This window comes from Collimonas arenae (assembly GCF_000786695.1).
Classification (GTDB): Bacteria; Pseudomonadota; Gammaproteobacteria; order Burkholderiales; family Burkholderiaceae_D; genus Collimonas; species Collimonas arenae_A.
Genome location: NZ_CP009962.1, coordinates 1,987,967 through 2,014,331, shown reverse-complemented (window position 1 = coordinate 2,014,331; position 26,365 = coordinate 1,987,967). Strand labels below are relative to the sequence as shown.

23 protein-coding genes are annotated in these 26,365 nt (G+C 58.0%); 6 read left to right on the top strand and 17 right to left on the bottom strand.

Features of this window, described 5'->3' with window-relative positions; all coding sequences use genetic code 11:
• Positions 1–4: 4 nt before the first annotated feature.
• Complete coding sequence (locus LT85_RS09165) at positions 5–1,228, bottom strand: ABC transporter substrate-binding protein (RefSeq protein WP_038495628.1); 1,224 nt, start codon at positions 1,226–1,228, stop codon at positions 5–7.
• 172 nt (positions 1,229–1,400) lie between these two features.
• On the opposite strand from LT85_RS09165, the gene LT85_RS09160 reads away from it, so the two are divergent.
• Positions 1,401–2,321, top strand: a complete 921-nt coding sequence (locus LT85_RS09160) for a LysR family transcriptional regulator (RefSeq protein WP_038495625.1) — start codon at positions 1,401–1,403, stop codon at positions 2,319–2,321.
• Between the two features lie 51 nt (positions 2,322–2,372).
• Here the strand turns inward: LT85_RS09160 and LT85_RS27110 are convergent, their stop codons facing one another.
• Both LT85_RS27110 and LT85_RS27105 read right to left on the bottom strand, forming a co-directional pair.
• Positions 2,373–2,900 (bottom strand): hypothetical protein, encoded by a 528-nt coding sequence (locus LT85_RS27110; protein WP_253273705.1) that lies wholly within the window; start codon positions 2,898–2,900, stop codon positions 2,373–2,375.
• On the bottom strand, positions 2,893–3,549 hold the full coding sequence (locus LT85_RS27105) for a hypothetical protein (protein WP_253273704.1): 657 nt from the start codon (positions 3,547–3,549) through the stop codon (positions 2,893–2,895). The genes LT85_RS27110 and LT85_RS27105 overlap by 8 nt, the downstream gene beginning before the upstream one ends.
• A gap of 98 nt (positions 3,550–3,647) precedes the next feature.
• Between LT85_RS27105 and LT85_RS09145 the strand changes: the two genes are divergently transcribed.
• Positions 3,648–4,490 carry a GNAT family N-acetyltransferase gene (locus LT85_RS09145; protein WP_081992195.1) on the top strand — a complete coding sequence of 281 codons (843 nt, stop codon included), beginning with the start codon at positions 3,648–3,650 and terminating at the stop codon, positions 4,488–4,490.
• Positions 4,491–4,544: 54 nt separating this feature from the next.
• Here LT85_RS09145 and LT85_RS09140 read toward each other — a convergent pair whose 3' ends face one another.
• Positions 4,545–5,117: a DUF1439 domain-containing protein gene (locus LT85_RS09140; RefSeq protein ID WP_038487712.1), complete on the bottom strand. Its 573-nt coding sequence runs from the start codon at positions 5,115–5,117 to the stop codon at positions 4,545–4,547.
• 193 nt (positions 5,118–5,310) lie between these two features.
• On the opposite strand from LT85_RS09140, the gene LT85_RS09135 reads away from it, so the two are divergent.
• Positions 5,311–5,655: a zinc ribbon domain-containing protein YjdM gene (locus LT85_RS09135; RefSeq protein ID WP_038495623.1), complete on the top strand. Its 345-nt coding sequence runs from the start codon at positions 5,311–5,313 to the stop codon at positions 5,653–5,655.
• Between the two features lie 141 nt (positions 5,656–5,796).
• Complete coding sequence (locus tag LT85_RS09130) at positions 5,797–7,095, top strand: TAXI family TRAP transporter solute-binding subunit (RefSeq protein WP_038495620.1); 1,299 nt, start codon at positions 5,797–5,799, stop codon at positions 7,093–7,095.
• 106 nt (positions 7,096–7,201) lie between these two features.
• Here the strand turns inward: LT85_RS09130 and LT85_RS09125 are convergent, their stop codons facing one another.
• The 6 genes from LT85_RS09125 to LT85_RS09100 all read right to left on the bottom strand — a co-directional run bounded on the left by LT85_RS09125 (position 7,202) and on the right by LT85_RS09100 (position 14,120).
• Complete coding sequence (locus LT85_RS09125) at positions 7,202–7,864, bottom strand: energy transducer TonB (protein ID WP_038487710.1); 663 nt, start codon at positions 7,862–7,864, stop codon at positions 7,202–7,204.
• A gap of 148 nt (positions 7,865–8,012) precedes the next feature.
• On the bottom strand, positions 8,013–8,342 hold the full coding sequence (locus LT85_RS09120) for a DHCW motif cupin fold protein (RefSeq protein ID WP_038487707.1): 330 nt from the start codon (positions 8,340–8,342) through the stop codon (positions 8,013–8,015).
• A 21-nt stretch (positions 8,343–8,363) separates the two neighbouring features.
• A complete protein-coding gene (locus LT85_RS09115) occupies positions 8,364–9,365 on the bottom strand; it encodes an XdhC family protein (protein WP_038487704.1) in 1,002 nt (333 codons plus the stop codon).
• A gap of 95 nt (positions 9,366–9,460) precedes the next feature.
• Complete coding sequence (locus LT85_RS09110) at positions 9,461–10,744, bottom strand: c-type cytochrome (RefSeq protein WP_038487700.1); 1,284 nt, start codon at positions 10,742–10,744, stop codon at positions 9,461–9,463.
• A complete protein-coding gene (locus tag LT85_RS09105; RefSeq protein WP_038487697.1) occupies positions 10,744–11,295 on the bottom strand; it encodes a (2Fe-2S)-binding protein in 552 nt (183 codons plus the stop codon). The genes LT85_RS09110 and LT85_RS09105 overlap by 1 nt, the downstream gene beginning before the upstream one ends.
• Positions 11,292–14,120, bottom strand: coding sequence for a xanthine dehydrogenase family protein molybdopterin-binding subunit (locus tag LT85_RS09100; protein WP_038487694.1), 2,829 nt, complete (start codon positions 14,118–14,120; stop codon positions 11,292–11,294). Before LT85_RS09100 ends, LT85_RS09105 begins: the two co-directional genes overlap by 4 nt.
• Positions 14,121–14,443: 323 nt before the next feature.
• Between LT85_RS09100 and LT85_RS09095 the strand changes: the two genes are divergently transcribed.
• Positions 14,444–15,568 carry a glycerophosphodiester phosphodiesterase gene (locus LT85_RS09095; RefSeq protein ID WP_038487690.1) on the top strand — a complete coding sequence of 375 codons (1,125 nt, stop codon included), beginning with the start codon at positions 14,444–14,446 and terminating at the stop codon, positions 15,566–15,568.
• Between the two features lie 52 nt (positions 15,569–15,620).
• Here LT85_RS09095 and LT85_RS09090 read toward each other — a convergent pair whose 3' ends face one another.
• From LT85_RS09090 to LT85_RS09065, 6 genes are all read right to left on the bottom strand, one after another.
• The gene (locus tag LT85_RS09090) at positions 15,621–16,472 is read right to left on the bottom strand and encodes an ABC transporter permease (RefSeq protein WP_038487688.1); all 852 of its coding nucleotides are present in this window, start codon (positions 16,470–16,472) and stop codon (positions 15,621–15,623) included.
• A gap of 211 nt (positions 16,473–16,683) precedes the next feature.
• The gene (locus LT85_RS09085; RefSeq protein WP_052134948.1) at positions 16,684–17,529 is read right to left on the bottom strand and encodes an ABC transporter ATP-binding protein; all 846 of its coding nucleotides are present in this window, start codon (positions 17,527–17,529) and stop codon (positions 16,684–16,686) included.
• A gap of 117 nt (positions 17,530–17,646) precedes the next feature.
• On the bottom strand, positions 17,647–18,684 hold the full coding sequence (locus tag LT85_RS09080; protein ID WP_038487685.1) for an ABC transporter substrate-binding protein: 1,038 nt from the start codon (positions 18,682–18,684) through the stop codon (positions 17,647–17,649).
• Positions 18,685–18,900: 216 nt separating this feature from the next.
• Positions 18,901–19,497 (bottom strand): recombination mediator RecR, encoded by a 597-nt coding sequence (gene recR / locus LT85_RS09075; RefSeq protein WP_038487682.1) that lies wholly within the window; start codon positions 19,495–19,497, stop codon positions 18,901–18,903.
• 65 nt (positions 19,498–19,562) lie between these two features.
• Positions 19,563–19,883, bottom strand: a complete 321-nt coding sequence (locus tag LT85_RS09070; RefSeq protein WP_014006791.1) for a YbaB/EbfC family nucleoid-associated protein — start codon at positions 19,881–19,883, stop codon at positions 19,563–19,565.
• Between the two features lie 137 nt (positions 19,884–20,020).
• On the bottom strand, positions 20,021–22,189 hold the full coding sequence (locus LT85_RS09065) for a DNA polymerase III subunit gamma/tau (RefSeq protein WP_038487678.1): 2,169 nt from the start codon (positions 22,187–22,189) through the stop codon (positions 20,021–20,023).
• A 239-nt stretch (positions 22,190–22,428) separates the two neighbouring features.
• Between LT85_RS09065 and LT85_RS09060 the strand changes: the two genes are divergently transcribed.
• Positions 22,429–24,075 (top strand): isovaleryl-CoA dehydrogenase, encoded by a 1,647-nt coding sequence (locus LT85_RS09060; RefSeq protein WP_038487676.1) that lies wholly within the window; start codon positions 22,429–22,431, stop codon positions 24,073–24,075.
• Positions 24,076–24,256: 181 nt separating this feature from the next.
• Here LT85_RS09060 and LT85_RS09055 read toward each other — a convergent pair whose 3' ends face one another.
• Positions 24,257–26,245 carry an alpha/beta hydrolase family protein gene (locus LT85_RS09055; RefSeq protein WP_052134945.1) on the bottom strand — a complete coding sequence of 663 codons (1,989 nt, stop codon included), beginning with the start codon at positions 26,243–26,245 and terminating at the stop codon, positions 24,257–24,259.
• Positions 26,246–26,365 lie beyond the last annotated feature (120 nt).

Sequence of the window (26,365 nt, the reverse complement as noted above, 5' to 3'; positions counted from 1 at the left end):
GTCCTTATTTCGCCAAGGAACAAGAAGCATCCATTGGCTTGAACGCTTGTTGCGCAGGGATTGTCGACAGCAGCTTGAGGTAATCCCAAGGCGCTTTCGATTCGGCCGGCGTTTTAACCTGGTACAAGTACATGTCATGGATCACCCGGCCGTCCGGACGGATCGAGGCATTGCGCATGACTGCGTCATGAATCGGGATCTCGCGCATTTTTTGCGTAACCACTTTCCAGTCATGCGATTTGGTGGCCGCCGCGGCTTTCAGGTAGTGATAGACGCTGGAGTAGACGCCGGCATGCACCATGGTTGGCTTGTTGCCTTTGTCCAGCGCTTCGAAGCGCTTGGAGAAAGCGCGCGTATCGTTGTCGAAATCCCAGTAGAAACCGTCGGTATAAATCAAGCCTTGCGCATCGTTGAGACCGAGCGCATGGACATCCGACAAGAACACTAGCAAGGCCGCCAGGCGCTGGTTCTTGGTGCCAACGCCAAATGAACGCGCCTGCTTGATCGCGTTGACCGTATCCTGACCGCCGTTCGCCAGGCCGATCACTTGCGCTTTCGAACTCTGCGCCTGCAGCAGGAACGAGGAAAGATCGCTGGCGTTCAAAGGATGGCGGATCGAACCGACCACGGTGCCGCCCAGGCTCTTGACGACGTCGCCCGCATCTTTCTCCAGCGACTGGCCGAAGGCGTAATCAACGGTCACGAAATACCATGACTTCTGGCCCATCTTGGTTAATGCGGCAGCGGCGCCCGCCGCCTGCGAGTAAGTGTCGAACATCCAGTGGAAACCGTTAGGCGCGCATTCTGCGTTGGTCAGTACTGTCGTGGCTGGGCCGCTGTACATGGCGATGCCGCCTTTGTCGCGGATCAGGCGTTGCACTGCCAGCGCCACCGAAGAGTTGGTCAGGTCGGCAATCGCATCGACCTTGTCGCGGTCTATCCATTCACGCGCCTTGGAAGCCCCAATATCGGCCTTGTTTTGATGATCAGCCGTTAGCAACTCGATTTTCATGCCCTTGCATTCAGCCTTCATGCAATCCTCGATGGCCATCTTGGCTGCCACTACCGAACCCGGACCACCCATCGCCGAGTACGGGCCCGACATGTCGGTCAGGATGCCGACCTTGTACACATCGCTATCCTGCGCCAGGGCATGCCCGGCCGCCGCCAAAGCCATTAACGAAAAGATCACAGCCGAACCACCTGCAAGCAGCTTACGCGTTGTCATCGTTGTCTCCTGTTTTTCAGCATAGGCCGTCAGGGCGGTCCGCATGCCGATTTTTATAAATTTTCTGTAGAGACATTCTGCATGTGCATTATTATTGGGACAATAGACATTAATTCACAACGGCTTTGCATTTATGCAAAGCGAGGACGGTCAGATGAAATCAACAAATGCCATGCTGGACTGGGACAACCTACGGGTGTTTCTGGAGCTGACGCGTAGCCAGGGGCTGGTGGAAGCGGCAAAGAAACTCGGCATCGACCACTCGACCGTATCGCGCCGCATGCGCCGCTTTGAGGAACAGGTCGGCAGCCAGCTGTTCGAACGCAACAACCAAGGCTACACGCTGACCGCGGAAGGCCACCGCCTGATCGAATATGCGGAAAAAATGGAAAGCACCGTGTACGCCGCCGCCGAGGAACTGAGCGGCCACAACCGCCTGCTCTCCGGCCAGGTCCGGCTCGGCGCCACCGAAGGTTTCGGCACCTTTGTGCTGGCGCCGCATCTGGCGCATTTCTGCGCGCGCCACCCGCACATTACCGTCGACTTGCTGCCGGTGCCGCGCTTTGTCAACCTGTCCAAGCGCGAGGCGGACATCGGCGTCACCATCGAACGCCCGCAAAGCGGCAACTACGTCGTCACCAAGCTGACCGACTACCTGCTCAAGCTGTACGCCACCCGTTCCTATCTGGAAACCCATGCGCCTATCAAGACGCTACAAGACTTGAACAGCCACGCTTTCATCGGCTATGTCGACGACCTGGTGTTCAGCGAAGAGCTGCGCTACAAGGAAAACGTCGCCCCGGCCGCCTTCCGCGCCTTTCGCAGCACCAGCGTCATCGCCCAATACACCGCAGCGCGCAGCGGCCAGGGGCTGGCGATCTTGCCATGCTTCCTGGCCCAGCAAAGCGAGGATCTGGTGCCGGTGCTGGATGGACAGGTCGACATAGAGCGGGCTTTCTGGCTAGTGGCGGCGACCGAAACCCGCAACGTGGCGCGGGTAGCCGCACTGTGGCGCTATCTGCGCGAGGTGATCGAGCCGAACCGGCCATTCCTGATGGGCGAATCGCGGGAGATGATTTATCAGCCGGATTAGTGCCTGTTCATATGCAATGTTCATATGCAAGACAGGTGGAGAACGATTGCGCTATCGATGCGGGGAAATACAGTTATTGATGAATGCGTGCACTTTTTGCGAAGCGCCGGCAGGAATATCCAACGGAAAACCGATGAAAACAGGTGCATCCCGCGCGGTCCTCATCGCGTGACCAATCGCATGGCTAGCGGCTATCCGGCTTGCCTGCGCTTGCGTCAGCGTGAAGAAGGTTTGAATCTCGCCTTTATTGGCAACCACGCTGTCAGGATCCTGCAAGGGCATCATATCGCCGTCGACAATCAACGAATGAACCAAGCCGCCGCCCGCCATACCCGCAGCCTGGTCGCCGACCTGATAAAAGGTGAACATCAGGATTTTGTCCTTGTCGCACATGAACGCAATCCTTCCTCGTCCATATGCCGTGTCTTGCGTGCCGCGTAGATATTCGCCGCCATCGGCCACTTCGAGCGCCCAATCGGCGGCTTGCCGGCCATTATTGACGACATTCAACGCCTTCAACTCCGCCTCGCTCAGCAGGTAGATCCCCTGCTCGCCCTTCTGCACCAGCAGGTCAAGCAAGCCCTGTCCTACGCCCATGCCTCGAATGTAGCGCGATCCCGGCCGAAACGATTTGCCCTGTGTCGAGATCGCCGGCAACCGGCCCGGAAGAGCGCGATACGCGATGCACGCCGTACTGCGAGCCCTCGCTCACATAGCGATAAACGCCGCCCAGAAAGGCCAGCGAACAGGCGCTATAGCAAACCCCGGCGGTAATCACAGGCGATGCCGGACGCGCGCCGTTTTGGCCATTGCGGCTCGCCACATAGCGCCCGATATGCGTGGCAGCACCAGCTTTCCGGAGAAGCTGCCCAATTTCCATGCCCGCCAATAAATCGCCGCCGGTTGAATCCAGGTAGACGTCAACGCCCGCCGACCCGGTCTGCCGCAAAGCGGCGGCGATGCGCTGCGGCGCGCCGACATCGATTTCTCCCTGAAGATTCATGATCCACGATGAATTCGGATTGCCCGCTGAGAAATCCGGCCTGTCCAAATGCACGGTCATGACGCCGGCGCTGACGCCGCCAGCGCAAAGGAATATGGAAACACCAACAAGATTGCGCAGTGTAGAAAACATGAATTCCATTCCATTTTTATGGGTTGTCCAGACATTTTGAATGGAATCATAAATCAGATTGGCGCTCAATCCACGACGGTGCGGTTCCATCACGAGAGCTTGGTCTTCTCTGCGCTTGCTTGAAATTCCGGCCCACCGTAATATCGCTTCACAGACATCTTAGGCTTTCCCGACTCCCACCTGTACCCGCCATGATCTTAACTGGACCTGAACTCGCTTCCGCACTTGAGCAAGCCGAAGCGAGCCATTTGACAAGGCAAGTCGAGACCTATCGCACATTGAGCGAACATGCCGGATCGCAGGTCGTTGTCGTCGCGGGCGGAGTTGCTGCCATTACCGAGCCGGCTTTCGGACGCAAGCTCAATCACGTTACGGGACTTGGCATGGGTATGCCAGTACTTGCCGGGGATTTGCAGGACATCGAACGCAGGTACGCTGCCCTTGGGCTGGAGACCCAGATCGACATTTGTCCACACACCCACGGCAGCACGCTAGCGATTCTGGCCGAGCGCGGCTACGCAGCCAACGCCTTCAGCAATACTTACGTAAGATACCTGACGCCGGCGGATACCGATACGGCCAGTGCCGGGATCGAGGTATGCAGCGATAAAGCGCTGGTGGGCGCTACGTTTGTCGCGGATTCAGTTGCGGGATTTTCAGTGCAAACGGTGAACCGGCCGCGCATTCTGCTGGAAGCGCTGGCGCAGATTGCACTACGCCGCAGCGATACATTGCTTTTTCCCGCGGCCCTGGATGGGCAGGTCGCCGGCACGGCAGGAATGAGCCTGATAGAGACGCCCGCCGGCTTGCTTGCGCATTTGTACATTGCCAGCACCCTGCCTGCATATAGAGGACGCGGGATTCAACTTGCGCTTTTACGCGCCAGGTTAACCGCGGCGCGCAACGCAGGTTGCACGCTCGCCAGCGTCACCGCGCGACCGGCCAATACAAGCGCGCGCAACACCGAGCGAGCAGGTTTCAGCCTGGCTTATACCAAGGTGACTTTTATCAAGCCCTTGAGTAATCAATCCTAAGGCTTGTTCACATTTGATTTGAGAGATGCGTTCAAACCAAAACGTGTGCTGGCACTAGGTTTCGTTAATCTGCACCGCGATGCCGTCCGTCTGCACGGTAATCTCGCCAGGCTCGAAGGTTTTGCCGTTCAGTCGCAGCTCATCGGCTGTAAAGGTATAAATCGGATAATCCTTCAGCACTTGCTCGGCAACCACAGCGCCAATCTGGTTCAATTGCTGCTTGTACTGTGGCGGTACGCTGCTGAAATCAATGGTGTCGACGGTCGGACTATCGAGGCGGATGGCGCGTGCGGCGCGGTCGTACTTCAAACGGCTGCTGAGGGTAATCGTTCCATTTAACGGCGTCGGCAATAGCAGCGGACTGACCACGCTGACATTCACCAGCGTCACCACGCGGTTCTGCGGAGAGTTAAGGCTCAATTGCGGACTCTTCAGGTCGACGTTGAACACCTCGGCGTAGCGCAGGCGCAATGGAAACTTGCGCGCCATTGTGGTCTGCAATTGCTGCTGCGTAAACGTGTACTCGTTGGACCAGATGTTATAACCGGCCCAGGCGCTGGCGGCAATACTCAGCGAGCTCAGCGCACCCAGCGCCAGTAGCGATTTGATCAACATGCGTCGTTTCATAGGGACTCTTGGCACTTTCAAACATGAAATGGCAGACGCCATTATTCTAACCAACCGAGCTTCGACCATTGTGCGCCAGAAAAAATCCCTTGTTTTATGTGCCGCCCACTGTGGAAAAACAGGCAATTTTGATGGCAGGCGGTATACTGGCAACCCTTTTTACGGTTTCAGCCTTATCCCGAAAGACAACACCATGAACGCTCTGCCAGCCTGTCCCAAATGCAACTCCGAATTCACCTATGAAGACGGCGGCCTCTATATCTGCCCGGAGTGCGCGCATGAGTGGTCGGCACAGGCGACTGCCGATGCAGGCGGCGACGGCGCCAAGGTTTACCGCGACGCGGTCGGCAATGTCCTGCAAGACGGCGATACCGTCACCGTCATCAAGGATCTGAAACTGAAGGGTTCAGGCGGCGTGGTGAAGGTCGGCACCAAGGTAAAGAACATCCGCCTGGTCGACAGCGATCACGACATCGACTGCAAGATTGACGGTTTTGGGGCGATGAGCCTGAAATCGGAATTTGTCAAAAAAGTATAACGCTACGGGAGCCTGGCCTGCTCAGGCTCTCTGCCGTAAATCCTGAAGTCGCAGTCTGGTTTTCCGAGTTGCCCAACCAAGCGCTTTCCATCGACCATGCCAAGACATCATCCAGCGCTGCATCGCATCCATAAACCGCCTATGACGCTGCGCCGCCTGCGCTTTCTTATATTCGGCGCGATCGTTTTGCTGGCCGTGGCGGGCTGGGGGCTGGTCATCGTTCTCAAACCTGCAATCCAGCGCACGATTGTCATCACCACCGGCGCCGACAAGGGTATCTACAGCGGTTTTGCCGCACGCTATGCGCCGCTGCTGAAGCGCGAAGGTATCAACCTGGATATCCGCAGCTCGTCGGGGTCTGTCGAAAATTATCAACGGCTGAAGGATCCCGACAGCGAGTATGAAGTCGGCTTCATCCAATCCGGCACCACCACGCCGTTGCCGAGCGACCAACTGCAAACTATCGCGGCCGTGTCGTACGAACCGATCTGGGTGTTTTATCGCGGCGACGTCGCTATCAACCGGTTGGCGCAACTGCGCGGCAAGCGGATTTCCATCGGCGTTCCCGGCAGCGGCTTGCTGACGGTATCGCGCGTGCTGCTTGGCTACAGCGGTGTCAACGGCGATAACGCTACCCTGCAGGAAATGGATGCAGACAAGGCCTATCAGAGCCTTGAAAACGGCCAGCTGGATGCCGCCTTCTTTATCGGCAGGCCAGACGCGCCGATGCAGCAAACGCTGCTCAACAGCAATCTGAAGCTGATGAGCTTTGCCCAGGCCGACGCGCTGGTGCAGAAATTTCCTTCGCTTTCTAAAATCGTCTTCCCGCGCGCCTCGACCAGCGTCGCCGATGACCTGCCGCAAGCCGACGTGACGCTGCTGGCTGCCACCGCACTGCTGGTTTCCAAAGACACCCTGCACCCTGCGCTGGCCTATCTGTTGCTGGAAGCGGCCAATTCCGCGCATGCCCGCGAAGACTATTTCACGCCACGTGGCGTGTTCCCCAATCTGAACACGGATGACTTTCCCATATCCGACGAAAGCACGCGCTACTTCAAATCCGGCCGCCCTTTCCTGCAGCGCTACTTGCCGTTCTGGCTGGCTAGTTTCATCGAGCGGCGCCTGCTGATCCTGCTGCCCTTCATGGCGCTGCTGTTCGGCCTTCTGAATGCGCTTCCACGCATGTTCGAAGCGCGCATGAAAAACCGGCTGATAGTCTGGTATCAGGAAATCAAGTCGCTGGAAGATGAGATATGGCAGAACCAGCAGGCGACAGCGGAGCAGATCGCGCAATGGCGCGAGGACATCGAAAACATCGACGCCAACGCCAGCCGGATCCAGATTCCACAGCGCTACTTCCGGGATGTGTACATGCTCAAGCAGGCAATCCGTGTGGTGCGTGACAGGATTTTGCAGGCAGCCGAAAAAGCCGGCAGATAAAGCCGGAAAGCAAACGCTACTACCGCTTCGGCGCCGCAATTTTCCAATAGCATGTTCCGCCAACCCGCCGTCGCCGGATCAACCGCTCCTTGCCTGCCCCCTTGGATCATTCCATTTTCCAGACATATTCCATTCTGGTAGCCGACTGCACCGGCTGGCCATCTGCCATGGCGGGAGTGAAATGGCACAGGCTCCAGGCTTTCAGCGTAGCCCGATCCAGTTCTTTGAAGCCGCTGCTTTTTTCAATCGTAGCGTCGACGACGCTACCGTCGGCGCCGATGATCAGTTTCACATTTACCGTACCCTGTTCTTCGTTACGCAGGGACGTCCGCGGATATTCAGGTTTTTCGCAATTCCCCGTGACGCGCGCACTGGTGTGCGCCGGTCCTGCGGGAGCTTGGGGCACCGCTGCCGGAGCAGGCTGGGCGACGGAAGTCGGCAGCTCGTTGGTCGGCGGCTTGACATTGGTGACAGCGGCAATCACGTTTTCCTGTGGCTGCGGCTGTACCTTGACCTCAGGCGGCGGCACATAAGGTGGCGGCGGTGCGGCCGATTTTGGCGGTGGCGACGCCGGTTTCTCGGGTGGCGGAGGTGGCGGGGGCTTGATTTCGGGGATGATCGTGGTGATGACCGGCTCCTGGATCACCTCGACGACTTTACGGGCCAGACCTGTCACCAATGCATATACGACGACGATATGCATGAGAAGCACTACGCTGAAGCCGACTAGCTTCCTGGTCGGCCGCTCCGGATTCATCGCGAAATCCATTGGAGGACTCCCATCTGTCCGCCTGGCGTTCCCTGTCTCGCCATGGTGACGGGGCCCAGACATCGACAACGCCCGCTTATGGCGGATTGTCTACTTTCATACTAGCAGCTTGGGCGCGACAGTAAAGGAAACAGCGCAAAATTACGGGTCAATCGACCACGAACAGCTTCGCGCCGGTTTCGGTAAAAGACCTATGCGGCTCCGCACCATCGGCGACCTGGTAGCTCATCCCCGGTTTCAGCAGGAATTTGCGGCCGTCCTCGAGTTCGGTGTGCAGTTCGCCTTCAAGGCAGAACAGCACATGGCCTTTGACGCACCAGTGATCGGCCAGGTAGCCCGGTGTATATTCCACCATGCGTACCCGGATACCGCCGAAATGACGGGTCCGCCAATACGCCATGCCGTTTTCGCCCTTGTGCTCGGTGCGTTCAACGCTTTCCCAGTCAGTGGTACCGAACGGGATATCAGTCATCTTCATGCTTTTCCTTTTGATACAGAATCAAGGCCGGTCGACCATTCGTAAATCATTGCCACCAATCGCGCAGCTGGAAAGCGAGGCCGGCACGCTGCCGCGATTGCGCAGCATCACCAGCTCTGCCAGCACCGACACGGCGATCTCCGCCGGTGAGCGGCTCCAGATCTGCAAACCGATCGGCGCATGCAGCCTGTCAATCTGTTCGCTGTTGACATCCAGCGTTAGCAATCTTTCCTTGCGCGCTTCGGTGCTTGCCATCGAGCCGATGGCGCCGATGTAGAAGGCGTCGGTTTTCAGGGCTTCCATCAGCGCCATATCGTCCACTTTGGGATCGTGGCTCAGAGTGACGATGACGGTCCGGCGGTCCGGCTTGAACGCCAGCACGACATCGTCCGGCATACCGTCCAGCCAAGTGACGCCGTCAGCTTGCCAGTTGCGGCGCTGCTCTTCCCGCGGGTCGCTCAGGTAGACCGAGAAATCCAGCGCCGGCGCCATCTGCGCCAGGTATTCCGATACCTGGCCGGCGCCAATGATTAGCAAGCGCCAGCGCGGGCCGAATACCTGCACCAGTTCCTGTTCGTCAAAACGTAGCGCAAAATCGGCGTCGGTGGCTTCGATATGGACCGCGCCGCTACGCATGTCGAGGCGGCGTTGTACCAGCCGGCGGCCGCTGACTGCTTCCAGCAACGGCGTCAGCGCGGCGGCATCGGCCAGCGGCTCGATCACCAGTTCCAGCGTACCGCCGCAAGGCAGGCCGAAACGGCGCATCTGTTCGGCGCTGATACCGTAGCGCACCAGCTCTATTTTTTCTGGAAATGCGGCGTTAAAACGTTGCATCAAGTCGTCTTCGATACAGCCGCCCGACACCGAGCCGGTAAAATCGCCGGCGTCGGTAATCGCGAACAGCGAACCGAGCGGACGCGGCGCCGAGCCCCAGTTGCGGACCACGGTCACCATGGCGACCCGCTTGCCTTGCTGTAGCCAGCCGGCGGCGCTCTTCAGTACTTGATAGTCGACTGCATTCATACCGCTGGATTCCTCTTTTAATTCTTATCAGTGTAATGAAAAACAGGATCGACCGCTTGCACGGTAGACCCTGTCAAAAGACCAGTTGCAAACGCTTAGTGCGCGGCAGTAGTCAGCCTCAAGGCTTTGATCTGGCCGGCGTCGACGTTGGCCGGCTGGCCGCCCCAGGTCGCGCGCAGGAAATTGGACAGCTGCGCCAGTTCCTTGTCGCTCAGCTGGCCGCCAAAACCAGGCATATCCTGCAGGCTTTCCGTACCGGGGAATTTTTGCGCTTCGATCCCGTCCAGCATCGCTACGATCAGGTTATGCGGATTCGCATTGCGTACCGTCGAATTGCCCTTCATCGCGACCGCAACGTGCGGCTTGCCGTCACCCTGGAAACCGTGGCAGCCGGCGCATACCGCTGTATACAAACGCTTGCCGGCGTCCAGTTCAATGGCGTCTGCGGCGATGGTCTTGACCGGTTCCGGCGGCAACGGCTTGTCGCCCATCAAATAAGTCGTGACCGCAGTCAGGTCTTCCTTGCTCAGATACTGCGTACTCAGATGCACCACCGGAAACATCTCGCCGTAAGCCGAACCCTGAGGCGCGATGCCGGTGGCGAAGAAAGTCTGCAAGTCTGCTGCAGTCCAGCCCACTACCGCCAGGCCGGCCGGCGTGATATCCGGTGCGGCGACGCGGCCGAGAGCCGAGCCGGTCAAGGATTTCGACAGATCCAGCTGGCCGAATTTCCCGCGTGGCGTATGGCACTCCGCGCAGTGGCCTAAGGCATTGCTCAGATACTGGCCGCGCAGCCACATGGCCGACTGGCCGCTGGAAGCATCGCTCAATTGATCTTTGAGGAAAGGCACATTCCAGAACATCATGCCAAAGCGCATGTTGTAAGGAAATTTCAAATCTGGATCACGGGTCGGCACCGCCACCGGCTTCTGCTGCATCAGGAAGGCGTAGATGGCGTCGCTGTCGGCGCGGGTCATCGAGCGATACGAGGTGTACGGCATCGCCGGATACAGATGCTTGTCCGGCGTGACGCCATCATGCAGCGCCTTGTAGAACTGATCGGCGCTCCAGTTGCCAATGCCATGCTGCTTGTCCGGCGTGATATTGGATCCGTAGAACTTACCGAACGGCGAAGCCAGTTCGACGCCGCCGGCGAATGGCGCGCCTGTAGCCGTAGTGTGGCAAGCGGCGCAATCCGCTGCCTTGGTCAGGTAGCGGCCAAGAGCAATCTGGTCGGCGCTGCCGGGCTTGACCGCGCTTTGACTGGTTGCCGAAGCGGCTGAACTGCTCCCGCTGTCACAAGCGCTCAACAACGCTGCCGCCAGCACCGGCGCGGCCAGGCCGAACAGTGCTTTACGAAAGGATGGGACCTTGGTCATCACTTGGCATCCTTTACCAGTCCCGGCGTGCTGAGCACCACTTCCTTCACAGCGTCGAAGTAGCGCACATAACCGGTACAACGGCAGATATGATCGTTCAATTCTTCGGTAATGGTCTCATCCAGCTGCGCCTTGGCGACCGGCTGGCGTTTGAGTTTTTCCATCAATACTGTCGCTGCATTGACGAAGCCCGGCGTGCAGTAGCCGCACTGGAAGCTGTAATGTTCCAGAAATTTCTGCTGGATAGGCGACAGCGCCACCACTTCGCCTTGTTCGTTGCGCTGGGCATGGCCTTCCACAGTACGGACTTTCTTGCCTTCGAAGAAATGCGCGCCGGTGATGCAAGAGCGCACTTCTTCGCTGCTACCGTCCGGTTTATCGAGAATCACCACGCAAGCGCGACAAAGACCTTGGCCGCAGCCGAGACGCGAACCGGTGAGGTCCAGGTATTCGTGCAGAAAGTCGATCATCATGATCCCTTCCGGCACCGGCACAGGACCGACCGGCTTGCCGTTGATATGCATGGTGATGGGGTGAATGGTCATGCTCATGCCAGAGCCTCCTGAATATGTTGTTGAGTTACCGGCAGGTCGGTGAATCGATGGCCGATGGCGTGGGCAATGCCGTTGACGATGGCGCCGACGACCGGAATCATCACCACTTCGGCGATGCCTTTGGGCGGATCGGTCTCGGTCAGCGGCGGCAATATGTCGCTGGTCTGGGTCCAGACTGCGACATCCTTGGCGCGCGGCAGCTGGTAGCGGTTGAAGTTCCAGCTGCCATTGCCGGGACCATCTTCGTATAACGGCAGAAACTCATGCAAAGCGTGGCCGATTCCCATCGCCAGGCCGCCTTGCAGCTGGCCGGAAACCAGTTGCGGCGACAGCATGTTTCCGCATTCCATGATCGAATGGTGGCTCAGCAACTCTACCTTGCCGCTGGCTTCATGCACGGCCAGTTCGACCAGCGTGCCGACTGCGCTGTAATACGTGACGGCAGCGTTGTTACGCTGGGTTGGCGGAATGAATACCTTTTTGCGGTTCAGTAAGTCGTAACCGCCGCCAGTCGTCTGCCTGGCTTTTTTCTCCTTGCTGGCGCCCTCGCCGTAACGCACCGACAAACCATCCAGCGGCACCCGCACTACATTGCCGAGAATCTCGAAATCGGCTTCAGTCCATTGCCAGCGATTGAAAACGTGCACCGTAGCGCCAGTCACCAGCCCCAGTTCATGGGCCTTCTTGACCAGTTGTTCGTAAGGCAGCGCCTCCAGGCCAGCGGCCGACAACTTGCCGTCGACCCAGCGGGCATCCTCAACCCGTATCACCAGCGGCGCCGCCTGGCCGCCGCCGATACCCTGGCTCCAGATCGCCATCGCTGCCGGCCACAAGCCGTGCATGAAGATCACTCGCGCCGCTTCGCGCGTGCTGTGGGTGAAATAAAAGGCCGAATTGGTGGCGCTGGACGGCGAAGAATAACTAGGCGACCAGCGCGGATTGGCCGACAGCTTATCTTGATCGGCCTGGCTCATGATGTAAGGATCGCCACTGGTGACAACCGGCAAATCGCTCCAGTCGGTGATCGAGGTACGCACTTCGTGCGCCGGCTTGCCCAGCCATTTGGCGCAAGCGATGGCTTGCGAAGTGGACATGCCGGTACCGATTTCTGCAGCGCTGTGCGACAAGTGGATCTGGCCGTCTGCGCTGATCTCGACCTTGGCGAACGAAGCCTCGGCGCCAGTGCCGAAATCCTTCTGCACGCAGGCAAAGCCGACGCCGTAGCGATAGCCCGGATGAGCCGCCTCGTATTCGGCCTTCTTCTTGCCACGATTGCTCCACAAAGGATGGATCTTGGCCTTTTGCAGGACTTCGTCGACCCGGATCGCACCGGCAGGTATCGCACCCTGGGTGTTTTTCATGCCGGAGCGCAGCGCGTTTTTCAAACGGAAATCGATCGGATCGAGATTCAGCTTTTCGGCCATTTCGTCGATCATCATTTCCGTCGCCGCCATGCTTTGCAAGGTGCCATAGCCACGTGCCGAACCGGCGTCAATTGCCCGGCTGGCGATGGCGACAGCGGCCAGGTCGTTCTTCGGGAAGTAGTAAATCGATTGCGCTGCAGTGGCACCCACCATCGCCACCGATGGCGAGAAATTGGCGCGGCCGCCGCCGTTGGCCTCGAACTCACCTTTGAACGATTGCAGCAGGCCCGTTTTGCGATCGACCGCAATCCGGTAATGCATCTTGAAGGCGTGGCGCTTGATCGATGTCTGGAACTGCTCGTAGCGGTCGTTGGCCAGCCGTACCGGCTTGCTATCCGCATACAGCGAAGTCAGCAGGCCGTAGAACGGGAAGTTGTAATGATCCTTGGAACCGTAGCCAACCGTATAGCACGGATGCAGGAATAATTTCTTCAGCGGGAACTTCGCTTTCTTCAGCATCTCGACAGTACTGTCGACGACTTCTGCCGGCGACTGCGTCGGCACCACCATGTGCAAGGCCTGATTGGCGCTGTCATACCAGCAGTTGGCGTTGTCCGGCTCAAGCGCTGCAGTATCCACCGACTGCGTGTTGTAGTTGCGCTCCATCACAAGCCAGTCAGCCGGCGGATGATCAAGCTGCTCCTGGATCTGGGCGGCATGGAACATGCCCTGCTCGCCCAGTTTGCCGTGCTCTTTGCCGTCCGGCCAGACCGGCTGGTGCTTACGCATCATGCTCGGGAATACCGGCGCATCCTTCAGGCTGGAGTACACATCGTCATCGAAGGAAGTGGCGCCGCCCACCCGCACAAAACGGAATGTGCCCCAGGGATCGCGCTCCAGCGGCCCTGTAACCGGACCGTACTGGATCACTTCATGCTTGAATTGCAGCTTGTCTTTGGCGAAACGGAATCTTGCGAAATCGTTATAGATCAGGATGGCCACGGCATGGCCCAGGTAGGCCGGAGTCTTGCCGGCCGGCAGCAGCATGTCATCGCCATAAAACGCCGGGAACGCCAGGCCGTCGCGCGCAAGGTCGGCGGCGGTGACCACGCGGTCCGGTTTCAGCTCATCGCCCAACAGGCTGAGATCGAAACCGAGGAAACTACGATCGGCCTTGGTGGCGCGCAGGATGAAGGCATGCGCCTGCTGGTTCGGCCAGTGCGGCATGTCGCGTGCGCGTATATCGCGCGCAAACACTTTGGCGCCGGTGACCTTGGCGATACCATCGATACGGAATTTAACCTGACCGCTGCCGCTGTCCCACTGGATGGGTGTCAGGATTTTTTCTTCGAACAGAGCGGCAAATGCCTTGCCGCCGATTGGCGCTATATATACCGATACCCCGGCCACCACGCTGGCCTTCAAAAAACCACGACGCGAAAGGTCGAGTTTTGTCATGTATTTCTCCTCAAAAACCAGGGAACACCCCCACCAACACAGCCGTTTTAGTCGCTGGCGGCGGTCGCGGATGTCCATAAGATCCATCAAAAGCCCCTGCCGGGCATTCATCTGGGGGTCGGCATTTTATTACATTGGAGAACAGACAACATAAGCACAATGACATGATGAGAATAGGTCATTTAGTGGCATGCGCAATCGGATTTGTATTTAATTGTTATAAAACATACTTTAGCGACCTGTGAGAGCTTGAAAAATTGTCATTTCATTGTCACAACTTACTTATAGAATCGGCCATTATTCCCAACCTATTCTGCCCAATCATGAACCCAATACACATCCTTAGCTTGCCTCTGGCGTTAGCCGCCGTGTTTTCCATCTCGGGCTGCGGTAGCGGCGGCGGCGAACTGTCGTCCAACAAGCAGATCCTCGTGATCGGCCATCGCGGCGCCAGCGCTCTGCGGCCGGAACACACCTTGGCCTCCTACACCAAGGCGATAGAAGATGGCGCCGATGTCATCGAACCGGACTTGGTCGCGACCAAGGACGGCTTCCTGATAGCCCGCCATGAGAACGAAATCTCGGGCACCACCAACGTTGCTGCTATTGCCAAATTTGCCGACCGTAAAACCAAAAAAATGATAGATGGCAATGCATTGGAAGGATGGTTCACGGAAGACTTTACTCTGGCCGAAATCAAGGAATTACGCGCCAAGGAAAGAATCCCCCAGATTCGCCCGAACAACACTCAATACGATGGCCAGTTCGAAGTTCCTACCCTGACGGAGATCATCGCTCTCGCCAAGAGCATGTCCGCCAAGACCGGCCGCACCATTCACCTCTATCCGGAAACCAAGCATCCAAGCTATTTCCAGTCGATCGGCCTGCCGCTGGAGGATCGCTTGCTGACGGTGCTGGAGCAAGACGACTACAGCGCCAAACGCGCTACCATCTTTATCCAATCATTTGAAACCGCCAATCTGAAATCGATACGCACGAAAATCGGAAAGAGCCACCCGAACTACCAGCTGATTCAATTGATGGACGACGCCAAGGTACAACCGCCAGACTTTGTGCTGGCCGGCAGCAAGCGTACTTATGGCGACCTGATGACTGCCGCTGGCATGTGGGAAGTCGCCGCTTACGCAGATGGCGTCGGTCCCTACAAACTCAGCATCATTCCGCAAGACAGCAAAGGCAACCTGGGCAAACCTACCGCGCTGGTGAGCAATGCGCACGAAGCCGGACTGCGCGTGCATCCTTACACCTTCCGCCCGGAGAACAATTTCTTGCCGGCCGACCTGAAAAGCAACGGCTTGCCCGCCACCCGCAATCCTGATGGCTTGGTCACGGAAATCCAGACTTACCTGAAAGCTGGCATAGACGGCTTTTTTACCGATGACCCGGCAATCGGCAGGCTTGCGGTAGATAGCTTCAAACGGAGCTGAGCGCTCCTTTCTTCTCCGTGTGCGGCCGCCAAGCGACTGCACAGGATCCGACTTACAAACGTTCTGTCTCGCCGCTCTTCGGCTGCCACTTCATCAGGCGCTTCTCGATCATCCCTACTACTGTATCCAGCACCAGCGCAAAAGCCGTCAGCACCAGGATGCCGGCAAACACCGTGTTGATGTCAAACGCCCCCTCCGCCTGCAGGATCAGATAGCCGACGCCACGTGCGGAGCCCAGGTATTCGCCGACGATCACACCGACAAAAGCCAGCCCGACCGAGGTGTGCAAACTCGAAAACACCCAGGATGTGGCCGAAGGCAGGTACACCGTGCGCAGCAGCTGGCGCTGGTTAGCGCCCAGCATGCGGGCGTTGGCCAGCACCACCGGGCTGACTTCCCTGACGCCTTGATAAACGTTGAAGAACACGATGAAAAATACCAGCGTCACCGCCAGCGCCACCTTGGACCAGATGCCAAGCCCGAACCACATCGCAAAAATTGGCGCCAGGATCACGCGCGGCATGGCGTTGGAAGCCTTGATATAGGGATCGAGAATGGCCGAGGTCAGCGGCGACAGCGCCAGCCACAAACCGACGGCGAGGCCAAAGACGGTACCGATGCCGAAGGCCAGCATGGTCTCAGTCAAGGTAACTAGCAAATGCGCATAAATCTCGGCGGGAAAAGTCAGCGTGAACCAGGTGTGATCGCCGAAGCCGATTTCCAATGTGCCGCTGCCAACCGTAAACCATTGCCAGACACGCTGCAAAACCTTGACCGGTTCGCCAAAGAAAAACGCGGTCTGCGGATTGCGCGTGGCCAGATGCCAGAGAGCGAAAAACAGCAGCAGCACCAGCAACTGATAGATCCGCAGGTTCCTGTAACTAGGTTTGAGGGCTTTCCACATGATTGCGCTTATCCTTGTCCTTATTATTGCTAAGAGGCTGTTGCGAACACACCTGGCGTTGTTGCCCTTGTTAGGCACGCCCGGGCTTGCAAGCCCTGGGCGTTCCGCAGGCAGACGACAGTGTCGTCCGAAATCCCTGCTACACCCTCCTGGCCTTACTGCTCGTACTGTCTTCGTCGGCGCGCCTAGCCATCTGTGTTCGCAACAGCCTCTAAGCGATTTTCTTTTGCTGCTGGTAACCCTTTAGCACTTCATCCCGCAGCACGCTCCATATTTGCTGGTGCAGCTCGACAAAGCGTGGCTCGTTGCGAATCTCAGCCACATCGCGCGGGCGCGGCAGGTCAATCACGAACTCCCCTATCGGATGGGTGCCCGGCCCTGCCGACAGCACGATCACCCGGTCCGACATGGCGATCGCTTCATCGAGATCATGCGTAATGAACAGCACCGCTTTACGTTTGGCGCTCCACAACTCCAGCACTTCGTTTTCCATCAGTTGCCGGGTCTGGATATCGAGCGCTGAAAACGGCTCATCCATGAGAATGATGTCGGGATCAAGGATCAGCGTCTGCGCCAGCGCCACGCGCTTGCGCATGCCCCCCGAAAGCTGATGGGGATAGCGGTCGCCGAAGCCCTGCAAACCAACCCGCGCCAACCACTCCTCACCCAGCTGACGGGCCTTGGCTTCGTCGGTTTCGCGATACTGCAAGCCGGCGATGACGTTTTGCAACGCACTGCGCCAGGGCATCAGCGCTTCCGCCTGGAACATGTAGCCGGCGCGGCGATTGATGCCTGCCAACGGCTCGCCGAACACCTTGACGCTACCCGACGACGGCTGCAACAAACCGGCGCCGACATTCAGCAAGGTCGATTTACCGCAGCCGGTCGGACCGACCACGGACACGAACTCACCCGGCGCAATCGACAAGCTGGTGTCGGCCACCGCGGTATAGCGTTGCGAGCGATCATCCTTGGAGACGAACGTGCAACTGACGTTATCGAGGAAAAGAGCCGGAGCCGGAATCGAAATCGGACTTGGAATTGAAGCGGAAGTCATAAGAGATACGGCCTGAGCCGAAGAAAATTTCAACGGGAGCCGTTCACAATGCAACATCGACGCTGCACGCCGTCCGTCACGCTACCTAGCGCACGGACAAACGCACAGCACCCTTGATTACTTGTATTTGGCGTCAGCCTTCTTTACAAACTCATTCGTATAAGTTTGCGACAGGTCGATATTCTTGCCAGCCAGTTCAGGATCGAATGCCTCCAGCGTATGCAAGGCGACTTTCGCCCCTTCGTCCGGGATCAGGCCGTCTGGCGAAAGCGCTTCGCGCACCTTCATGAACGCATCGATGTACAAGGCACGGTCGCCCAGCTGGTAGCTTTCCGGCACGACTTTAACAATGTCTTCCGGGCCAGCCTTCTGCAGCCACTTCAACGCACGCACCATGGCATTGGTCAGGGCCTGCGTGGTGTTCGGGTATTTCTTGATGAAATCGGCGGAAGCGTACAAGGTCGCCGCCGGCATCGGACCGCCGAAGACAGCGTTGGTGTCTTTCAAGGTACGTGTGTCGGAGATGATCCGGATCTCGTTATCCTGTTGCATCATGGTGATCAGCGGATCGAGATTGACAATCACGTCGATCGAACCGGAACGCAGCGCAGACAAGGCGCCTGCCGAAGCGCCGACGCCGATGTATGAGACATCGGTTGGTTTCAGGCCACCTTTGGCGAGCACGAAATTGGACATCATGCTGGTCGAAGAGCCCGGTGCGGTAACGCCGATCTTCTTGCCTTTGAGGTCGGCAATCGTCTTGTAGTTAGGCATGGTCTTGTTGGAGACGCCCATGACGATTTGCGGCGCCCGGCCTTGCAACACGAACGCAGTGATGCGCTGGTTCTTGGCCTGCATGCTGATAGTGTGCTCGAACGCGCCCGAAACCACGTCGGCGCTGCCGCCGATCAGAGCCTGCAAGGCCTTGGCGCCACCGGCGAAATCGGAGATTTGTACATCTAGGCCTTCATCCTTGAAATAGCCGAGCTGCTCGGCGATGGTCAAAGGCAGGTAGTAAAACAGGTTCTTGCCGCCGACTGCGATGGAGACCTTGGTCTTCTCGGGCGTCTGCGCAAAAAGATTGTTGTTGAATGTCAGGTAACCGGCCAGGAACAAACAAAGTGCAATAGCGAACTGCTTCCAGCTTAATTTCATGTTGTCTCCTCATGATACTTATTCAGGTTCAATGCTAATTGCGTTGGCAATATCTTTCGCCTAACCCAAGCAAAATAACAGAATTTTCGTTGTGCGGGGGCAAACTATGCTGACAGCCTGAAAACATTCTCCACGAAAGACACGGAAAGCACGAAATACACGAAAGAAACCTGCGGGTTTTTCTCGTGCTTTCCGTGCTTTTCGTAGACGATGGTTTTACGTAGAACGACGATCCAGCATGGCGCGGGCGATGGTGCCCGCGTCGACATATTCCAGCTCGCCCCCCACCGGCACGCCGCGCGCCAGACGGCTCACCTGCAGCCCCCGGGCTTTCATGGTTTCACTGATGTAGTGGGCGGTGGCTTCGCCTTCGTTGGTGAAATTGGTGGCCAGCACGACCTCTTTCACGACACCGTCTGTGGCGCGGCCCACCAGCTTTTCCAGCTGGATGTCTTTGGGGCCGATACCGTCCAGCGGCGACAAACGTCCCATCAGCACAAAGTACAGCCCCTTGAAGGTCAGGGTCTGTTCAATCATCAGTTGGTCAGTCGGCGTCTCGACCACACATAGCAAAGTCGGATCGCGTTCGGGATCGAGGCAGGTTTCGCAGACCTCGTTTTCGGTGAAGGTATTACATAACGCGCAATGGTGGATCTGGTCGACCGCCTGAGTCAGCGCCCGTCCCAACAAGGCGGCGCCGTCGCGATCGTGCTGCAGCAAGTGATAAGCCATGCGCTGCGCCGATTTGGGACCGACGCCGGGCAAGTGACGCAAGGCCTCAGTGAGTAAAGTCAGGCTGGAAGGAGCTTTCACAGATGGCCTTGGTTCATACAGCGCTCGGCAACGGGGGGATCAGAAGGGCAGCTTCGAATGGAAGCTTAGAACGGAAGCTTGAAGCCAGCTGGCATGCCAGCGGTCAGACCCGACATTTTTTCCGCCGACAGCGCTTCTGCCTTGCGCACTGCGTCGTTGAAAGCAGCAGCCACTAGGTCTTCCAGCATGTCCTTGTCGTCAGCCAGCAGCGAAGCATCGATCGCTACGCGCTTGACGGCGTTCTTGCACGTCATCACGACTTTCACCAAGCCTGCGCCCGATTCACCTTCAACTTCGATCAAGGCCAGTTGGTCTTGCATCTTTTTCATATTGTCTTGCATTGCCTGGGCTTGTTTCATCAGCCCTGCCAGTTGGCCCTTCATCATGGTATTTCTCCTAAAAAAACGAATAATTAAAACGAATAATTAAAACGAATAATTCGACGAATAATTCGACGAAAAATTTAATTGTAAAGAAGACAGCGGCCGCTACTCTGTACTCTGGCCGGCCATGCCAATCCAACCTACTTCGCTTCACCCAATGGTTTGATTGATCCCGGCACAATCGACGCCCCGAATTCACGCATCATGCTTTGAATGAAGGGATCGTTTTTCGCGGTCTGCTCCGCCAGGCGCTGACGCTCTGCCTGCGCTGCCATTGCTTGCGCGTTGGCAGTGTGACGCACCGTGCCTAGCTCGGTTTCCACTTTGACCGGACGACCGAAATGTTCGGTCAGCGCGGTCGCCAATTTATCAATACTGCCAGCCGAACGCAAGGTATCGAAAGGAATACGCAAATAAATCAGCGCGGCGACGCCGCTGCTGTCGCACTTGATCAGTTCGCTCTGCTGCGCCAGTTGATGCGCCACGCCGCGCACCGACAAACTTGATGCCAGCAACGGCCAGTCGCCATCCCAATTCAGATTGGCGTCGGGCTGCAGCACCAGCGGCGGTAAAGGTTCTGCTGGCGGCGTTTCCACTTGCTGCACCACAGGTTCCGGACGCGGCGTCTGGCGCGAGTTACCGGCGCCATTACCATTATTACCCGCTGCGGCGCGCGATGACGTCGCTTGCATCGATTGCGAATACGATTCAGTTTTTTTTTCAGCCGCCGAACTGGAAAATTCGGTATCAGGCAAATCCATAGGCAACGGGATCTCTTCCTCCCATGGCGGCACCGACGAATTTTGCGGTTCATAGGCGGGCGCTACAGGCCGCGGCGCAACTGCTGCCGGTGGACTTGCCGTCGCCACAGGCGCAGATGCTGCAGGTGCCGGGGCAACCGCAGGCTGCGCTGGAGCAGGACGAGCTGTTCCGCCCTTGCGCGACGAAGCGGCCGCACGCGCCGCTTCAAGCGCCGCCCTGGCCGGACTCATGGCGCTGGTGTCGGGACGCACTGCCGGTGCGCTGGTGCTGATGGTCTGCGGCGCACTACTCAAACGGGCGGCGGTAGCGGCAGGTGCGGCTACAGGCGCAGCCGCCGGCGCCGTGGCTTGCGCCATCGCAGTCGGCCTGGATGCCGCCACCTGGGCCGCAGGCGTTGCGCTAACCCGCGACCGGCTGGCCGATGGCGGCGTCACGATGCTGCCGTCGGCTTGCGGCCGGAAGGCCAGCATGCGCAGCAAGGTCATCGAGAAACCGGCGTATTCGTCCGGCGCCAAGCCCAGTTCATTGCGGCCGTGGACAGCGATCTGGTAAAACAGCTGCACTTCTTCGGCATCGAACAACGATGCCAGGCGAATCACTTCTTCGCGTTCAGGCAAATCTTCCGCAAGGGCCGCCGGCACGCTTTGCGCCAGCGCAATCCTGTGCAGCAAGGTACCGAGATCCTGCAGCGCGGCGCTATATGACAGGCTGCGGCTGGCCATATCGTCGGCAACCGCCAGCAAGCCGGGGCCGTCTTTTTGCGCCAGCGCATCTAGCACGCGGATCAGATAAGACTGGTCCAGCGCACCAAGCATGCCCTGCACCGCTTCCAGCGTCACCTTGCCGGCAGCATAGGCAATCGCCTGGTCGGTCAGCGACAGCGCATCGCGCATCGAGCCCTGGGCACCCTGCGCCAGCAAGCGCAAAGCGGGCGTTTCAAATTCGATTTTTTCCTGGCCGAGGATATTATCCAGATGACTGATGATGTGGCCTGGCGGCATCTGCTTCAGGTTGAACTGCAGGCAGCGCGACAACACCGTCACCGGAATCTTTTGCGGGTCGGTAGTGGCCAGGATGAACTTGACATGTTCAGGCGGTTCTTCCAGCGTCTTCAGCATCGAATTGAAGGCGTGGTTGGTCAGCATGTGGACTTCGTCGATCATGTAGACCTTGAAACGGGCGTTGGACGGCGCGTACACAGCCTGTTCCAGCAACTGCGCCATTTCATCGACGCCGCGATTCGAAGCGGCATCCATCTCGATATAATCAACGAAGCGGCCGGCATCGATCGCCACGCAGGCGTCGCATACGCCGCACGGTTCCGCAGTAATGCCGCCCTTGCCGTCGACGCCGATGCAATTCAGCGATTTCGCCAGGATCCGCGACAAGGTCGTCTTACCTACGCCGCGCGTGCCGGTAAACAGATAGGCGTGGTGCAGACGCTGTTGTTCCAAGGCGTGCGTCAAGGCCCTTACGACGTGTTCCTGGCCGACCAGCGTATCGAAACTTCTGGGGCGATATTTACGGGCGAGAACTTGGTAGGACATAGAGGCGAATAAGGTCTGCTTGTTGTGAAGTACAAGCAGCATTTTACCTGACAGACGAAGTAAACATGCTTTTTAAACTTGACGCCTTGCCGGCGGCAGCGATCGCTGCCCGGTCCGTCCGCCAAGGGATTGAACGCAGCCTCTAAATAATTGCAGAAAAGCAGCTACCCGCAGGCTTCGGCAAGGGGTAAAGTCAAGCGATACGGGGCAACATCCTCACTAAAACCAGGAGATCAGGCATGCAAGGGCACACCCACGAAGTCACCAATCAGGTCGCTGAACTGTATGGCAACAATCTCTATCTTGACGATACCATTCTGCAAACCGGCGTCCAGCGCCTGCACGGTGAATGGAAAGCCGCAGAACTGGCTCGCTACGGCGCCGAGCTGGGCAGCAAGGAAAGCTGGCAACTGGCTGAGCTGGCCAACCGTCATCAGCCCGAACTGCATACCTTTGACCGGACCGGCAACCGGATTGATTCGGTCGAATTCCATCCCGCCTGGCATGCCCTGCTAGGCATGCTGCGGCGCGAGGGGCTGCACGCCCTGCCCTGGATCAAACCGCAACCCGGCAGCCATGTGGCGCGCGCCGCCGGCTATTTCCTGCACGCCCAGTTGGAAGCCGGATCGCTCTGCCCGACCACCATGACCTTCGCCTCGATCCCGGTACTGCAGCAGGAGCCGGCGCTATTTGCCGCCCTGCAGGCAAAATTGTTGTCATGTGAGCATGACAGCCGCGATCTCTCCCTGGAATACAAGCATTCGATCCTGATCGGCATGGGCATGACGGAAAAACAAGGCGGCTCCGATGTGCGCAGCAATACCACGGTCGCCACCCCGCTTGAAGGCGGCGGCGGACGCGGCGCCGGCTATCTGCTGACCGGCCATAAATGGTTTTTCTCGGCGCCGATGTGCGATGCGCACATGGTGCTGGCGCGCACCGAGATGGGGCTGAGCTGCTTTTTCGTACCGCGCTGGCGGCTGGACGGCAGCAAAAATGCTGTACAGATCCAGCGCTTGAAAGACAAGCTTGGCAACCGCTCCAACTCCAGCAGCGAAGTCGAATTCCAGGAAGCTTTCGGCATCATGGTCGGCGAGGAAGGACGCGGCATCCCGACGATTATCGAAATGGCAAACCATACCCGCCTCGATTGCGTCATCGGCTCCGCCGGCCTGATGCGCCAGGCGCTGGTGCAGGCGCTGCATCATGCACGCCATCGCAGCGCTTTCGGCCGCAACCTGGCGGAACAGCCGCTGATGCAAAACGTGTTGTCTGACCTGGCGCTGGAAAGCGAAGCGGCGACCTTGCTGATGCTGCAGCTAGCCAGCGCTTTTGAACATCCTGACGATCCCTTGCAACGCGCCTGGCGTCGCATCGTCACGCCCGCCGCCAAATTCTGGGTCTGTAAACGGGCGCTGGAGTTTACCGGCGAATGCATGGAAATCTGGGGCGGCAACGGGTATGTCGAAACCGGGCCGATGGCGCGCTTCTATCGTGAAGCGCCGGTCAACTCGATCTGGGAAGGCTCTGGAAATGTGATGTGCCTGGACGTGCTGCGCGCGATTGAGCGTGAGCCGGATGGCTTTGGACTGCTGCTGGCGCAACTGGGGGAAACCGCCAGCAGCCATCCCGGCCTGCGCACCATGCTGGACGACTTGATGAAGGATCTGGCCAGCCCCGTGGAGCAACGTGAAATGCTGGGTCGCCGCTTTGTCCAGCGCCTGATATTGACGGTGCAAGGAGCGCTGATGCTACAACACGCGCCAGCGGTGATTGCCGAAGCCTTCATCGCCAGCCGCAGCGAAGCGATGGGCGGACGCGTATACGGCACCCTGGCGGCGCCGCATTTGCAGAAAATGATACTTCAGCGTACCTGGGCAAGCTAGTGGGCTGTCACGGTGAAATTAAGAGTGAAGGACGCGCAGGCGGCGTGCAGGGCAAGCGGATGGCCGCCCCGGGCACAGCGCAGCGATAGTGGGCTATCGTGAGCATGTGCAACGCCGCCATGCGCGGCGTATGCGTGGCAGGCACTCTCGATCTCACTGTGACAGCCCACTAGATTGCAGATTACGGCTTGCCGATTTGCTGGCCCAGGAATTTCTCGACGTGAGTCCAGAAATCGACATTGTTTTTCTGTAGCTGCCAGCCATGTCCTTCTTCCGGATACTCAAGCCACTCGACATTGGGGTTGGTGGCCTTGACCGCATCGCGGAATTTGGTGCCGTGTATTATCGGCACGCGCTGGTCGGAACCGCCGTAGGCAAGTAACAAAGGCTGTTTGATGCGCGCCGCATTCTCCAGTGGCGACGTTGCCTTCAATTGCGCGGCATCCTTTTGCTGATCGCCAACCAGGACCGGCATGCCATACTTCAAATATTCGTTGGACATATCGCTCCAGCTGACGTTGTACATGAGATTGATGTCGGTCACCCCCACCCATTCAAAGCCGCAGCGATACAGGTCGGGATCATTGATCAGTCCCATCAGTGTGGCGTAGCCGCCATAGCTGGCGCCTGCAATGCAAATCCGCTTCGGATCGGCAATACCTTGGGTGATCGCCCATTTTGTGCCGTCGGCGACGTCATCTTGCATCTTTAATCCCCACTGCTTCCAGCCGGCCCTGAAGTGGTTCCAGCCAAAACCGGTGCTGCCGCGATACTCGGGCTCAAGCACCGCATATCCACGCGATGCCAGAAACTGCACTTCGCGATTCCAGCGCCAAGCACCGTCGCGGACGTAAGGACCGCCATGCACCAACACCACCAGCGGCAGGTTTTTCTTGCCGGCATTGACAGGCATGGTCAGATACGCAGGGATTTCCAGTCCGTCGCGCGCCTTATAACGCACCATATCCTTGCCCGACATCTGCTGCGGATTGATCTGAGGCATGGAACTGCCCAGCATCGTCAGCTTTTTCGTCACGCTGTCATACAGGAAATACACCGTCGGCTGCACATCGGAAAACGATTGCACCAGCACATACGGCGCCTCGGCATGATCTGCAACGCTGATCTGGTTGACCGTGGACGGAAGCAAATCATTCACCGCCTTCTGCATTGCCTGCATTTGCGGATCGAACCATTTAGTGTCGTCGGCGTCGGTTTCAAAACGCACGCCCAGGAATTTTTTATCGTCATGCACGATGGCGCCGGAAAAATCATAGCCCTTGAGCGACACCAGCGGCTCCGGATCAATACTATTCTTGCTTAAATCGTAGCGATACAGCGACGTTTTGTCGGTGCCTTGGCGGGAAGTCACATACAGACTGCCGTCCGGCCCTAAAAAATACGGTGTGAAGCCGTGGCCGGTATAGGCATTGAACTCAATCAGCTTGCGCCAGCTTTTCTGTTCCGGATCGCGATAAAAAACCGCTTCCATATCGCCATCCAGGGTGGTGACAACTCGCGGCTCGCCTTGCCAGTCCATGAGCCAGCCGGTAGTCATGCCCGGGCGGTCGACCATGGTGGCATGCCCGGTGACAGTATTGAGCCGGAGCAGGTGCACGGGCTTGATATTCCCGCTACTGGGAACGTCGATCTGGCCGACATAGATATCCTCGGAATTGCGGATGGTCGCGTACAAAAAAGTATTCCACGGCAAGGCTCCGCGTACCGTGCTGCTTTGCTGCTGCCGGTCACGCAAAACCAGCTGGCGGAAATCCGTACCATCGCGATTGACCGCGTATAAGCCGTTGGCTTGGGTCCGCTCGCCCACCGCGATCGTCCTGTCGCCTGCATCGAACACCAACCGGTCGTTGTTGACCCAGCGGAACTGATGAATGTCGGCGCCTTCGAAGCTGGCGATCACTTTTGGCGTACGCTCGACGACATCCATCATGCCCAGCCGTACATAGCCGTTCTTGGTCGGCACCAGCATCGCCACATAGCGGCCATTCGGCGATAACTGGGCGCTGACAAGGGTCGGGTAGGCAAAGAAATTGTCAATGCCGGGCAAACCGGCCGCCACTTGTGCAACAGCCGTGCCGCAGAAGATAGACGTACACAACACCAGTAAAACGGGGAAACGGCAGATTCGGTGTAGGCGGCTGAAAAACATGAGGCATTCCTTCTGGCTGGCGATTGTTGAATAACCAAGAACAAGCAAAAAAACGCTTGATAAAAAGATAGCAAATACGGAACTGCCCGTAGTGTATTTGTCTTTTCCAAAAAACACTAT

Excerpts from the sequence above, each read along its gene's own strand:
- LT85_RS09165 (WP_038495628.1), bottom strand. The coding sequence starts at position 1,228 with ATGACAACGCGTAAGCTGCTTGCAGGTGGTTCGGCTGTGATCTTTTCG.
- LT85_RS09160 (WP_038495625.1), top strand. The coding sequence starts at position 1,401 with ATGCTGGACTGGGACAACCTACGGGTGTTTCTGGAGCTGACGCGTAGC.
- LT85_RS09145 (WP_081992195.1), top strand. The coding sequence starts at position 3,648 with ATGATCTTAACTGGACCTGAACTCGCTTCCGCACTTGAGCAAGCCGAA.
- LT85_RS09140 (WP_038487712.1), bottom strand. The coding sequence starts at position 5,117 with ATGAAACGACGCATGTTGATCAAATCGCTACTGGCGCTGGGTGCGCTG.
- LT85_RS09135 (WP_038495623.1), top strand. The coding sequence starts at position 5,311 with ATGAACGCTCTGCCAGCCTGTCCCAAATGCAACTCCGAATTCACCTAT.
- LT85_RS09130 (WP_038495620.1), top strand. The coding sequence starts at position 5,797 with ATGACGCTGCGCCGCCTGCGCTTTCTTATATTCGGCGCGATCGTTTTG.
- LT85_RS09125 (WP_038487710.1), bottom strand. The coding sequence starts at position 7,864 with ATGGATTTCGCGATGAATCCGGAGCGGCCGACCAGGAAGCTAGTCGGC.
- LT85_RS09120 (WP_038487707.1), bottom strand. The coding sequence starts at position 8,342 with ATGAAGATGACTGATATCCCGTTCGGTACCACTGACTGGGAAAGCGTT.
- LT85_RS09115 (WP_038487704.1), bottom strand. The coding sequence starts at position 9,365 with ATGAATGCAGTCGACTATCAAGTACTGAAGAGCGCCGCCGGCTGGCTA.
- LT85_RS09110 (WP_038487700.1), bottom strand. The coding sequence starts at position 10,744 with ATGACCAAGGTCCCATCCTTTCGTAAAGCACTGTTCGGCCTGGCCGCG.
- LT85_RS09105 (WP_038487697.1), bottom strand. The coding sequence starts at position 11,295 with ATGAGCATGACCATTCACCCCATCACCATGCATATCAACGGCAAGCCG.
- LT85_RS09100 (WP_038487694.1), bottom strand. The coding sequence starts at position 14,120 with ATGACAAAACTCGACCTTTCGCGTCGTGGTTTTTTGAAGGCCAGCGTG.
- LT85_RS09095 (WP_038487690.1), top strand. The coding sequence starts at position 14,444 with ATGAACCCAATACACATCCTTAGCTTGCCTCTGGCGTTAGCCGCCGTG.
- LT85_RS09090 (WP_038487688.1), bottom strand. The coding sequence starts at position 16,472 with ATGTGGAAAGCCCTCAAACCTAGTTACAGGAACCTGCGGATCTATCAG.
- LT85_RS09085 (WP_052134948.1), bottom strand. The coding sequence starts at position 17,529 with ATGACTTCCGCTTCAATTCCAAGTCCGATTTCGATTCCGGCTCCGGCT.
- LT85_RS09080 (WP_038487685.1), bottom strand. The coding sequence starts at position 18,684 with ATGAAATTAAGCTGGAAGCAGTTCGCTATTGCACTTTGTTTGTTCCTG.
- LT85_RS09070 (WP_014006791.1), bottom strand. The coding sequence starts at position 19,883 with ATGATGAAGGGCCAACTGGCAGGGCTGATGAAACAAGCCCAGGCAATG.
- LT85_RS09065 (WP_038487678.1), bottom strand. The coding sequence starts at position 22,189 with ATGTCCTACCAAGTTCTCGCCCGTAAATATCGCCCCAGAAGTTTCGAT.
- LT85_RS09060 (WP_038487676.1), top strand. The coding sequence starts at position 22,429 with ATGCAAGGGCACACCCACGAAGTCACCAATCAGGTCGCTGAACTGTAT.
- LT85_RS09055 (WP_052134945.1), bottom strand. The coding sequence starts at position 26,245 with ATGTTTTTCAGCCGCCTACACCGAATCTGCCGTTTCCCCGTTTTACTG.